Below are 11,707 nucleotides of genomic sequence, written 5' to 3'. Positions count from 1 at the left end.
CTCGTAGGGGCGAGCCGCACAGCGTCCGACTCCACCGAACACCGTCCTGGCCGATTTTGAATCACGGTGAACAAAAGTCGTCGGGCTAGGCTGTTGTGGTGGATGCGATGACAACGTGGTGGGACGGCGTCGAGGAGTGGTTGACGTCGTTGTCGTTCGTCCCCCAGATACTTGTCTGCGCCGCGGTGGTCGTGCCGCTGGCCATCGGCCTGTCCTATCTGATGAATCTGCTGGTAGACACCTCGTTTCGGGTTGTCGACCGGCGCGAGTCCGCCGAATCCGATTCCGGAGAACACTGATGCCTCGCTCGAAGGTCACGATGGCCCTGATCGGTTTGATCCTGTTGGTAGTGGTGGCCTGGTTGTTGCTCGGCTGAGCAGGGGCTCATCCGACCCTCTTTTGGTGAGTTTGCCGACCAATTCATCCTGCTAGTCTTCGGCCTATGTCTGCAGCTGTCGGTTACCGCGTACGCCACACCCTGGCGTTGTTCGCGGTCGATTACCGCTGCGTTTTCGACGCGCTCTGTCGCTGAACACGTTTTCCTGGGCTTCGCCCTGCGCTGATTCGACTCGAACACATCCGACCTGAAACAAGGGGACACAACCGTGCTTTTCCGTCTCTCCCGCCGAACGAGTACGCGAAGGCGCGCTCGGAGATCGTCGGCCGGGATCCTCACCATGCTGACCGTGTCCGCGCTGGTGCTCTCGGCCTGCGGTGGCGGATCCACCGACGAGCCCGGCGGCCAGGACATCTCCAGCGGCTCACGGCACCTCAACCTCTTCGCGTACGCAGTGCCGAAGATCGGTTATGACGCGATCATCCCTGCCTTCCGCGACACCGAGGAGGGCAAGGGCATCGGCTTCTCGCAGTCGTACGGCGCGTCCGGCGACCAGTCACGTAAGGTCGCCCGCCGAGTCCCGGCCGATGTCGTCAACTTCTCCGTCGCACCCGACATCACCCGCCTGGTGAAAGAAGGGGTGGTGGACAAGGACTGGGCCGAGCAGTACCCCAATGGCAGTACACCGTTCGGTTCAGTGGTCGCGCTCGTGGTCCGCGAAGGCAACCCAAAGAACATCCGTACCTGGGACGACCTCCTGAAGCCTGGTGTCCAGGTGGTCACGCCGAACCCCGGTAGTTCGGGATCGGCCAAGTGGAATCTGCTGGCACCGTTCGCCGCGAAGAGCAACGGGGGTGTCAACGAGCAAGCCGGGCTGGACTACGTGGCCGAACTCGTCCGCGACCACACCCGGGTACAGCCCAAGTCCGGACGTGAGGCGACCACCGCATTCGAGCAGGGCCAGGGCGACGTGCTGATCAGCTACGAGAACGAGGCGATCTTCCTCAAGAATCAGAACCCCACCGCCAAGCCAGGGCAGCGTGTCGACTACGTCATCCCACCGGAGACGTTCAAGATCGAGAACCCGGTCGCCGTGGTGAATTTCAGCAAGGAGAAGGAGGCGGCCAACGCCTTCGTCAGCTATCTCTTCACCCCACCGGCGCAACGACTCTGGGCGCAGCAGGGTTTCCGTCCAGTCGACCCGGTAGTCGTCGAGGAGACCAAGGATTTGTTCCCCGGTGTGATCACAAAACTGTGGACGATCAGCGAATTGGGCAAGGTCCTCGGCGAGGGCACTGCCGAGCAGAACAAGGGCAAAGACCTCAAAGGCTGGCCGGCAGTGGACAAAGCGCTGTTCGGCACCTCCGGGGCAATCACGGAGATCTACGACGCGGGAGGCAAGGTATGACCGCCACAGTGACGCCGTTGAAGCCACCCGCTTCATCAGGTCCACCCAAGCGAGGATGGGGCAGCGTCGGGCCGCTCAGCATCGGTATCGCCGGTCTGTGGTTGAGCATCATCGTGCTCCTGCCGCTCGCCGCGATCACCAGTGAGGCATTCGACGACGGTTGGAGTGGATTCTGGGCCGCGGTCAGTGACGACGGCGCGGTCGACGCCCTGAAGGTGACGGTCCTCGTCTCACTGGTCGTGGCGCTGATCAACGTGGTGATGGGCACCATCGTGGCCTGGGTGCTGGTCCGTGACGAGTTCCCGGGTAAGCGAATCGTCAACTCGCTCATCGATCTACCGTTCGCGCTCCCCACCATCGTCGCCAGCCTTGTACTGCTCTCGCTGTACGGACCGAGCAGTCCGATCGACATCGAACTCAACGCGACCCGCCCGGCCCTGGTGATCGCGCTGACCTTCGTCACGTTGCCGTTTGTCGTTCGTCAGGTGCAGCCCGTGCTGATCGAGATCGACAAAGAGGTCGAAGAAGCAGCCGCGTCTCTGGGCGCAGGCAACTGGACCATCTGGTGGCGGATCATCTTCCCGTCACTGGCTCCGGCGGTGCTCTCGGGTGCAGGTCTGGCCTTCACCCGCGCCATCGGCGAGTTCGGTTCGGTTGTGTTGATCGGCGGCAACATCCCCGGCGACACCCAGGTGGCGTCGCAATACATCCAGCAGCAACTCGAGATCGACTCACCGGTTGATGCCGCCGCGGTATCAGTGGCCCTGCTGCTGATCGCCTTCGTCGTGCTGCTCGTCCTGCGAGTCCTCGGTCGCTGGACCTCGCGCCGTGAGGAGGCGAACTGATGAAGATCTCCACATTCCCGCGGCTCACCCTGCGGGTCATCGCGCTTCTGTATCTCTTTGTGCTGCTGGTGGTTCCGGTGGCACTGATCTTCTACCGGTCGTTCGAGCACGGGATCGTCCAGTTCTGGGACTGGATCACCACACCCGCCGCGATCTCCGCTCTGCAGCTGAGTCTGCTGATCGTTCTCATCGTGGTCCCGTTGAACGTGGTCTTCGGTGTCTTCACCGCGATGGCTCTGGTACGAGGACGTTTTCGCGGTCGAGGCGTCGTCGAGGCCATCGTCGACCTGCCGTTTGCCGTCTCGCCCATCGTCGTCGGTGTCGCCCTGATCCTGTTGTGGGGGTACGGCGGCTGGTTCGGCGGTGTCGAGAGCCTCGGCTTCCGGGTGATCTTCGGGCTGCCCGGCATGGTGCTCGCCACCATCTTCGTCACTTTGCCCTTCGTGGTCCGTGAGGTGGAACCGGTGCTGCGTGAGATCGGAACCGAGCAGGAGGAGGCTGCTGCGACGCTGGGGGCCAACGGCTGGCAGACCTTCTGGCGGATCACGTTGCCCGCCATCAGATGGGGACTCTCCTACGGTGTGGTCCTGACGATCGCGCGCTCGCTCGGCGAATACGGCGCGGTGATCATCGTGTCGTCGAATCTGCCCGGCATCTCGCAGACCCTCACGCTGCTGGTGTCGTCGCGGTACACCGACGACTACAACGAATACGGCGCTTACGCGGCGGCGACGCTGCTGATGATCATCGCCATCATCGTGCTGATGCTGATGACACTCGTGCAGCGGCGAACCGGAACCAATCAAATCGAGCGCCGACAGGCGAGCAACGAGTCAGACGCTGCCCCAGACCCGGCCGAGACAGCCCCGAAAACGCAGGAGAGTGAACTGGTATGACGATCTCGGTTATCGACGCGAACAAGCGTTATGGCGACTTCGCCGCCCTCGACAACGTGTCCATCGACATCCCGGTCGGTTCTCTGACAGCATTGCTCGGACCGTCCGGATCGGGCAAGTCGACGCTTCTGCGCGCCATTGCAGGACTCGATCAGCTCGACTCGGGGACCGTGCTCATCAACGGTGACGATGTCACCCGTATCTCCCCACAGCGACGCGACATCGGATTCGTGTTCCAGCACTACGCGGCCTTCAAGCACATGACGGTGCGGGACAACGTGGCGTTCGGGCTCAAGATCCGCAAGCGGCCCAAGAACGAGGTCAAGGCAAAGGTCGACGAGCTGCTCGAGGTGGTGGGCCTGGCTGGGTTCCAGACCCGTTATCCCGCACAGCTGTCGGGCGGACAGCGACAGCGCATGGCGCTGGCGCGCGCTCTGGCGGTGGACCCCAAGGTGTTGTTGCTCGACGAGCCGTTCGGCGCACTCGACGCCAAGGTCCGCGAGGATCTGCGGGCATGGCTGCGCAGGCTTCACGACGAGGTCCAGGTGACCACCGTGCTGGTGACCCACGACCAACAGGAGGCGCTCGACGTCGCCGACCGCATCGCGGTGCTGAACAAGGGACGCATCGAGCAGATCGGCTCACCGGCAGACCTTTACGACCGGCCGGACAACAAGTTCGTGATGTCGTTCCTCGGCTCGGTGGCAAAGCTGAACGGGGTACTCGTCCGGCCGCACGACATCCGCGTCGGCCGAACCCCCGACCTCGCACTGGCGTCCGCAGACAAGAACGCGGCGGAGACCGGGGTGCTCAAGGCGCGGGTCAAGCGCGTGGTGTACCTGGGATTCGAGGTGCGTGTCGAACTCGAGAACGCTGCCACGAACGAGGATTTCCACGCCCAGATCACCCGTGGTGATGCCGCGGCGCTGGGCCTGCGGGATGGCGACGACGTATACGTCAGGGCTACTCGGGTGCCCGACGCCGCGCTCGCCTGACCCTTTGACGTGAAGACGACCCAGCCGGCCGGCTGGGTCGTTTTCACGCGTGTACGGCTCGGGGTGAGAGTCAGGTGCTCACCAGGAACTCACCGATGAGCTCGGCGGTGCGCTGGGGCTGATCGAGCATGATCAGGACGTAGGCGTCGTCGACCTCGGCAAGGGTGCCCTTGGGGAACAGGTCGGTAAGCTGTTGCCCGTGCTCGCGCCGCATCACGTTGGTCTCAGGCGCCCAGATGATCAGCACGGGCCCCGCGAAGTCGCGCAGCTGCTCGGTTGCAGCGATGAGAGCTGCGCTGTCGAATCTCGTTCGGCAGTAGGCGAGTACGTCTCGGCGGACGTCGGCTGATGCCACCCCGGGATCGGTCCATCGCGCGATGATGTCGTCCGGGATGCGTTTTTTGGCCATCAGCCCGAGGACCATCGGAGTCCGGCGTAAGAAGCGGTTGCGAAACTGGCGCAGCGCGAACAGGATTCCGCCCGGTACCGAGACCGCGACCTTCATCACCTTGCCGGGGAACCCTGGTGGGAAGTTGTCGTACGCTTCGGCCGGGCAGACCACCAGGCGGGTGACCCGTTCACCGGACGTGAGCTCGGGCAGGAACAACGGGCCGCCCCAGTCGCTCAGGATCAGCGTCACCTGCTGCAGGTCCAGTGCCGCCAAGAACTCGGACAGGATGCCGACCATTCCGGGCATCGTCAGGTCGGCATCGGGATCCATCGGGATGCGATGACCGCCCAATGGCAGCACCGGCAACAGGTAGCGGAAACCGTCGGGCAGGAGTGGCAGCACCAGATCCCACTGGTGGTCGTTCATCAGCAATCCGTGGGTGAGCACCACGGGCGGGCCTTCCGGATCTCCCACCTCGCGATACTCGATGGTTCCTGCGCTCAGCTGCACTGCCTGCATGGTGACCTCCCCGGTACTAGAGCAATCGTTCTAGAACGATTGCTCTAGTATGGGACGCGGAGGTGCTGATGGCAAGAGGGACGCGCGAAACGATCTTGACCACGGCGGTCGAACTGATGCGGGTGCACGGGTATGCGGCACTGAGCATGAAGCAGATCGTCGCCGGTTCCGGCGCGCCGATCGGGTCCATCTACCATCACTTTCCCGAGGGCAAGGCGCAGATCGCCCGTGAGGCACTGGTGAACGCAGGCGTCGCCTACGCTGCGATCATCCCGGCGGTCTTCGCCGACCAGACCGACCTCGGCGACGGCATCAGAGCCGCGTTCGCCCTGGCTGCCGAGGACATCGAGCAGACCGGCTTTGCGAACATGTGTCCGGTGTCCACCGTTGCCGGTGAGGTCGCAAATGCCGACGAATCGCTTCGGTTGGCCGCAGCATCGGTGTTCGGTGACTGGATCACGTTGGGAACGGCATACTTCGAGAGCCGAGGCGTCCATCCGGACACGGCAAGGGAAGTCATCGTCGCGATCATCTGCGCATTGGAGGGGGCCTTCGTGATGACCCGGACACTGCGCGACACCGCGCCACTACTCGCCGCTGGGGCGGCCTTGGCAGGTACTTATGATGGGGTGCCGCTGACCGAGAAGGCGGCGACCAAGCGTTCTATCTGAACGCTGAGAACGGAGCCGGGGTGGCCCTCGTCGCGTCGCGGAAGCGGTCGCACACGACGTCGATCAGGTCGGGATGAGCCCCGATCGGGCCGGCGATCAACGACCCCGGCGCCAAGTGGTCCACGGCCGCATCGACGCGTTCGGCCAGCAAACCGGCGGACAGGAAGTACGGGCTGACAACAACACGCCGTGCACCGCCGCGACGCAGACTCCGTAGAGCCTGATGCAAATTGCTGTGATCCTGGCCCAGTCGGGTCGCGAAGACCGTCTGCACCAACGGTGTTCGGAGCCGGACGGCGAGTTCTCCGGCGCGGGCCCGAACGGCCTCGTCGGCAATGGGATCGCTGGATCCGACCGCGGTCAACACGACGCCATCGGTGGCGCGGATGCCCGCCTGGTCCAGCCGGCCGATCAGCGCGCTGACGATCCGGGAATCATCGCCGAGTGGCGGCAACTGCCAGACCTCGATGTCGGGGTTGGCGGCGCAGGCGTCGGAGACGATCGCCGGAAGATCGACCTTGCTGTGAAAAGCGTTGGACAGCAGCAGGGGAGCCACCATCACACGGCCAGTGCAGCCCGCGAGGACTTCGGCGACGCTCGGGGAATTGAGGTCGAGGTAGCCGAGGCGCACATCGACCCCGGGGAGCCGGGTGCGGACACCATGGGTGATCCGTTCCATGGTGGCCGCGAACCGGGGGTCGCGGCTGCCATGGGCGGCGAGCACAAGTGTTGTCACACAAGTTCTTTCAGGTGCAGCTGCGACAGGGCGTCGCCCACCAGTCCGGCACCGAGGGTGTTGCCGCCCTGCGGGTCGATCAACAGGAAACTGCCGGTCTCGCGGTTGGTGTTGTAATCATCGGCGCTGATCGGCTGTGCGGTCTGCACGGCGATCCGGCCGATCTGGTTCAGTTCCAGCGATTCGGGCTGATCGCGCAGTACCAGTTCCTGCTCGTCGAACAGCACCTCGAGTTCGCCGACGATGGCCTGGGTGGTGCGGGCGCCGTGCTTGAGCAGCAGTCGAGCACCGGGGCGCAGAGCCTTGTCGCCGAGCCAGCAGACCGTGGCACTGAACTGCGAAATGGGTTCTGGCGCATCGGCGACTGCGGCGATCACGTCACCGCGGGAGACGTCGACGTCGTCTGCGAGGAGCACGGTCACGCTGCGACCGGTGTGTGCGGACTGCAGTGAACCGTCCGCGGTGTCGATGCGTTCGACGGTGGTGCGAGTGCCCGAAGGCAGGACAACCACCTCGTCGCCGACGGTGACCCGCCCGGCGGCGACCTGACCGGCGTATCCCCGGTAGTCGGGGTACTCAGGTGTGCGGGGCCGGATCACGTACTGAACCGGGAAGCGGAAACCGACCGGCTTGCGGTCGTCTTCGACGGGCACGGACTCGAGGTGCTCGATCAGTGTCGGTCCGTCGTAGAAGGGCGTGTTGTCCGAACGCACGGCGACGTTGTCGCCGTGTAGCGCCGACACCGGGATCGAGACGACTCGATCGGCACTCCAACCGAGCGAGGTGGTCATGTCGGTGAACTGGGTCCGGATCTCGCCGAACACCCTTTCCGGGTCGTCGACCAGGTCGATCTTGTTGACTGCCAACACAAGTCGGGGCACACCCAGCAAGGCCATCACCGCGGCATGCCGACGGGTCTGCGAGATGACGCCCTTGCGGGCGTCAACGAGCAGGATGACCAGGCCCGCAGTGGACGCGCCGGACACCGTGTTGCGGGTGTACTGCACATGCCCTGGCGTGTCGGCCAGCACAAACGAACGCGTCGGTGTGGCGAAGTAGCGGTAGGCGACGTCGATGGTGATGCCCTGCTCGCGCTCGGCGCGCAGACCGTCGACGAGCAGCGACAGATCCGGTTGATCGAGGCCCTTGTCGACCGAGGCGCGGGTGACCGCGTCGATCTGGTCGGCCAGTACGGACTTGGTGTCGTACAGCAGCCGGCCGACGAGGGTCGACTTGCCGTCGTCCACACTGCCGGCAGTGGCCAGACGCAGCAGATCAGGTGAAGCACTCATCAGAAATATCCCTCGCGCTTACGGTCTTCCATCGCGGCCTCCGAGACCCGGTCGTCGCCGCGGGTGGCACCGCGTTCGGTCAGGCGCGAAGCCGCGACCTCGGCCAGGACGGCCTCGTTGTCGGACGCGTCGGACAACACGGCCCCGGTGGTCGATCCGTCGCCCACGGTCCGGTACCGGACCGAGAGCTTCTGGATCTGTTCGCCGTCGGCGGGTCCGCCCCAGGGGCCGGGCGTCATCCACATGCCGTCGCGTGAGTAGACCTCGCGCTCATGCGCGTAATAGATCGAGGGGAGGAGCACCTGCTCGCGGGCGATGTACCGCCACACGTCCAGTTCGGTCCAGTTCGACAACGGGAACACACGAACGTGCTCGCCGGGTGCGTGCTTGCCGTTGTAGAGGTTCCACAGTTCGGGCCGCTGGCGCTTGGGGTCCCACTGCCCGAAGGCGTTGCGGAGCGAGAAGATCCGCTCCTTGGCGCGCGAACGCTCCTCGTCCCGGCGGGCACCACCGAACACGGCATCGAACCGGTTCTCGGTGATCGCGTCGAGAAGGGGCACGGTCTGGAGCGGGTTTCGGATGCCGTCGGGGCGTTCGGTCAGCCTGCCATCGGCCAGGTAGTCCTCTACCTTGGCGACGTGCAGGCGCAGGCTGTGCCGCTCTACCACGTCGTCACGGAACTGCAGCACCTCGGGCAGATTGTGCCCGGTGTCGACGTGCAGCAGCGAAAACGGCAGTGGCGCCGGCCAGAACGCCTTGAGTGCGACGTGCAGCAGCACCGTCGAATCCTTGCCGCCGGAGAACAGGATCACCGGACGTTCGAACTCGCCTGCCACCTCCCGGAAGATGTGGATCGCCTCGGACTCGAGGGCGTCGAGAGTGCTGAACTCGTCCGCGGTCTCGACGGGCAGTACATCGGTGTTCTGGTCGATTGTCATGACGCGTGCAACCCGCATTCTGTCTTGGCCAGTCCGGCCCATCGGCCACTTCGGGGATCGGCGCCGTTGATCGGCTTGGTGGTGCAGGGAGCGCATCCGATCGACGGATATCCCTCGTCCACAAGGGGATTGACCAGCACGCCCTTGCGGTCGATGTAGTCCTGGAACTCGTCGTCGGTCCAGGCGGCGATCGGATTGATCTTCACCAATCCGAATGCTTCGTCGAAGGAGATCAGAGGCGCGTTGGCGCGGGTGGGGGACTCCACCCGGCGAATGCCGGTGACCCACGCGCGATAGCCCGACAACTCACGTTTGAGCGGCACAACCTTGCGCAACCGGCAGCACTCGCCGGGATTCGAGGCGAACAGATTGCGTCCCACGGCCGCATCCTGCTGCGCGACGCTCTGCTCGGCTTTGGCGTTCACGATCTCGACGCCGTAGACCTGTTCGACGGCGTCCCGGGTGCCGAGGGTCTCGGCGAAGTGGTAGCCGGTGTCGAGAAACAGCACCTTGAGTTTGCCGCCGTTCAACTGCTCGGGGGTGACGGCAGAGGCCGCAACGTCGACGAGCACCGCATCCTGCATGTTGGATGCGACGATGAAGTCGGTGCCGAAAGTGTCTGCGGTCCAGCGCATCAGGTCTTGTGCTGAGGCGTCCGGGCCCAGCAGTGCAGCACCTTCCGCCGCCAGATCGCGCAACTCCGTCTCACTACGAACTGCGGTACTCATCGCAAATCCTCCTCGTCGGCGCGAACCGCCCACTGGGCGAAACGCTCACCGTCACTGCGTTGCTTCACGAAATTGCGGACCACGCGGTCCATGTAGTCACCGATCTCGCCGGAGAGCACCTTGTGCTGACGGAGTTTGCGGCCGAATGCCGAATCCTGACCGAGGCTGCCGCCGAGGTGAACCTGGAAGCCTTCCACGGTGTTGCCGTCGGCGTCCTCGACGAGCATGCCCTTGAATCCGATGTCGGCGATCTGTGCTCGGGCGCACGAGTTGGGGCAGCCGTTGATGTTCACCGTGATCGGGACGTCGAGCTGGTCGTTGATGTCGGCGAGCCGCGACTCCAACTCGGGCACCAGCACCTGCGACCGTTTACGCGTCTCGGTGAACGACAACTTGCAGAACTCGATGCCCGAGCAGGCCATCAGGTTGCGCCGCCACGGCGACGGCCTGGCGATCAGCCCGAGAGGTGCGAGTTCGGAGATGAGCTGCTCGACCTTGTCGTCGGCGACGTCGAGCACAACCAGCTTCTGGTACGGGGTGAAGCGGATGCGGTCGGAGCCGACCCGGGCTGCGGCATCGGCGACAGCGGTGAGCTTGGAGCCCGACACGCGTCCGGCAATCGCGGCGAACCCGACGGAGTTGAGGCCGTTCTTCAGCTTCTGCACGCCCACGTGGTCGCGCGGTGCGGTGAGCGGGGCAGGCGCCGGTCCGTCGATCAGCTTGCGCCCCAGGTATTCGTCCTCGAGCACCTGGCGGAACTTCTCGATTCCCCAGTCTTTGAGCAGGTACTTCAGCCGGGCTTTGGTACGCAGACGTCGGTATCCGTAGTCGCGGAACAGCGAGACCACGCCCTCCCAGACGTCCGGGACATCGTCGAGTGCGACCCACGCACCGACCCGCTGCGCCAGCATCGGGTTGGTGGAGAGTCCGCCACCGACCCACAGGTCGAGGCCGGGCCCGTGCTCGGGATGGTTGACGCCGATGAAGGCGACGTCGTTGATCTCGTGGGCTACGTCCTGCAGGCCGGAGATTGCCGTCTTGAACTTGCGGGGGAGGTTCGAGTACTTCGGGTCGCCGATGTACCGGCGGACGATCTCGTCGATCGCGGGTGTGGGGTCGAGAATCTCGTCCACGGCCTCACCGGCGAGCGGGGAACCGAGGACCACACGGGGGCAATCCCCGCATGCCTCGGTGGTCTTGAGGCCGACGGCCTCGAGTCGTTGCCAGATCTCGGGGACGTTCTCGATCTCGATCCAGTGGTACTGGACGTTCTCACGATCGGAGAGATCCGCTGTATCGCGGGCGAATTCGGTGGAGATCTGACCGATTGTGCGCAATTGCTCGGCAGTCAGTGCGCCAGCGTCGCAGCGGACCCGCATCATGAAATGGCGGGCCTCGAGGATGTCGATGTTGTCGTCACCGGTCCAGGTACCGTCATAACCCTCGGCGCGCTGGGTGTAGAGACCCCACCAACGCAACCGGCCACGCAGATCCTGCTTGTCGATCGAATCGAAGCCCTGCTTGGAATAGATGTTCTCGACGCGGGCGCGGACGTTGAGCGGATTGTCGTCCTTCTTGGCCTGCTCGTTGGGGTTGAGAGGCTCCCGGTATCCGAGTTTCCATTGGCCCTCGGCGCGGCGCTTCGTCGGACGTGCCCGCCGCGCCGGTTTGCCGGGGGCGTCTGCGGTCGACGTCATTGATTCTCCTGTCTGGCGGACTCCGGGCAGCATGCAGATCAGGGCTCGAGGCACCCGGGAGTCCTGCAAAGGCTTGGTACAAGGGAAGAGCGTGGCGCGGGCTTGTCACCATCTACGGTCCGGGCTGGGGACCGTGGGTTGTGCCGCTTGTCAGTTAAGACAGTAAAGCGCTGCATACGCGCTTGAGATCGATGTGCCGTCGCATCGCGAGCCACACCCCTTGAGAAGTCACGTCGCCCATAGTGCCACGGCCT

The 11,707-nt window shown here is 64.5% G+C and carries 13 protein-coding genes; 7 read left to right on the top strand and 6 right to left on the bottom strand.

Annotated elements, in window-relative coordinates; genetic code table 11:
* The first annotated feature begins 98 nt into the window (after positions 1–98).
* From MVA47_RS20205 to MVA47_RS20185, 6 genes are all read left to right on the top strand, one after another.
* The gene (locus MVA47_RS20205; RefSeq protein ID WP_374474281.1) at positions 99–299 is read left to right on the top strand and encodes a hypothetical protein; all 201 of its coding nucleotides are present in this window, start codon (positions 99–101) and stop codon (positions 297–299) included.
* A 143-nt stretch (positions 300–442) separates the two neighbouring features.
* Positions 443–532, top strand: a complete 90-nt coding sequence (locus MVA47_RS27315; protein WP_317615613.1) for an Ms4533A family Cys-rich leader peptide — start codon at positions 443–445, stop codon at positions 530–532.
* A gap of 145 nt (positions 533–677) precedes the next feature.
* Positions 678–1,745 (top strand): sulfate ABC transporter substrate-binding protein, encoded by a 1,068-nt coding sequence (locus MVA47_RS20200; RefSeq protein WP_247209593.1) that lies wholly within the window; start codon positions 678–680, stop codon positions 1,743–1,745.
* The gene (gene cysT, locus MVA47_RS20195) at positions 1,742–2,590 is read left to right on the top strand and encodes a sulfate ABC transporter permease subunit CysT (protein WP_023953996.1); all 849 of its coding nucleotides are present in this window, start codon (positions 1,742–1,744) and stop codon (positions 2,588–2,590) included. Before MVA47_RS20200 ends, cysT begins: the two co-directional genes overlap by 4 nt.
* Positions 2,590–3,486 carry a sulfate ABC transporter permease subunit CysW gene (cysW, locus tag MVA47_RS20190; RefSeq protein WP_247209591.1) on the top strand — a complete coding sequence of 299 codons (897 nt, stop codon included), beginning with the start codon at positions 2,590–2,592 and terminating at the stop codon, positions 3,484–3,486. The genes cysT and cysW overlap by 1 nt, the downstream gene beginning before the upstream one ends.
* Entirely contained in the window at positions 3,483–4,481 is a 999-nt protein-coding gene (locus MVA47_RS20185; protein WP_247209589.1) for a sulfate/molybdate ABC transporter ATP-binding protein, read from the top strand. The genes cysW and MVA47_RS20185 overlap by 4 nt, the downstream gene beginning before the upstream one ends.
* A 70-nt stretch (positions 4,482–4,551) precedes the next feature.
* On the opposite strand, the gene MVA47_RS20180 is transcribed toward MVA47_RS20185, so the two are convergent.
* Positions 4,552–5,391 carry an alpha/beta fold hydrolase gene (locus MVA47_RS20180; protein ID WP_247209587.1) on the bottom strand — a complete coding sequence of 280 codons (840 nt, stop codon included), beginning with the start codon at positions 5,389–5,391 and terminating at the stop codon, positions 4,552–4,554.
* 68 nt (positions 5,392–5,459) lie between these two features.
* Here MVA47_RS20180 and MVA47_RS20175 point away from each other — a divergent pair, with 68 nt between their 5' ends.
* Positions 5,460–6,062 carry a TetR/AcrR family transcriptional regulator gene (locus MVA47_RS20175; protein WP_247209586.1) on the top strand — a complete coding sequence of 201 codons (603 nt, stop codon included), beginning with the start codon at positions 5,460–5,462 and terminating at the stop codon, positions 6,060–6,062.
* Here MVA47_RS20175 and MVA47_RS20170 read toward each other — a convergent pair.
* Genes MVA47_RS20170 through MVA47_RS20150 form a run of 5 tightly spaced genes read right to left on the bottom strand, consistent with a single transcriptional unit; the run spans position 6,055 to position 11,453 of the window.
* Positions 6,055–6,798: a sirohydrochlorin chelatase gene (locus MVA47_RS20170; protein ID WP_247209585.1), complete on the bottom strand. Its 744-nt coding sequence runs from the start codon at positions 6,796–6,798 to the stop codon at positions 6,055–6,057. The two genes, MVA47_RS20175 and MVA47_RS20170, sit on opposite strands and share 8 nt — an antisense overlap.
* Entirely contained in the window at positions 6,795–8,090 is a 1,296-nt protein-coding gene (locus MVA47_RS20165; protein ID WP_247209574.1) for a sulfate adenylyltransferase subunit 1, read from the bottom strand. Before MVA47_RS20165 ends, MVA47_RS20170 begins: the two co-directional genes overlap by 4 nt.
* On the bottom strand, positions 8,090–9,028 hold the full coding sequence (gene cysD / locus MVA47_RS20160) for a sulfate adenylyltransferase subunit CysD (RefSeq protein ID WP_033335932.1): 939 nt from the start codon (positions 9,026–9,028) through the stop codon (positions 8,090–8,092). Before cysD ends, MVA47_RS20165 begins: the two co-directional genes overlap by 1 nt.
* Complete coding sequence (locus MVA47_RS20155; RefSeq protein ID WP_247209572.1) at positions 9,025–9,756, bottom strand: phosphoadenylyl-sulfate reductase; 732 nt, start codon at positions 9,754–9,756, stop codon at positions 9,025–9,027. Before MVA47_RS20155 ends, cysD begins: the two co-directional genes overlap by 4 nt.
* Entirely contained in the window at positions 9,753–11,453 is a 1,701-nt protein-coding gene (locus MVA47_RS20150; RefSeq protein WP_247209571.1) for a nitrite/sulfite reductase, read from the bottom strand. Before MVA47_RS20150 ends, MVA47_RS20155 begins: the two co-directional genes overlap by 4 nt.
* Positions 11,454–11,707 lie beyond the last annotated feature (254 nt).

Origin of the sequence: Williamsia sp. DF01-3, from assembly GCF_023051145.1 — a bacterium.
GTDB lineage: Bacteria > Actinomycetota > Actinomycetes > Mycobacteriales > Mycobacteriaceae > Williamsia.
This window is presented reverse-complemented; position numbering and strand designations above follow the sequence as displayed.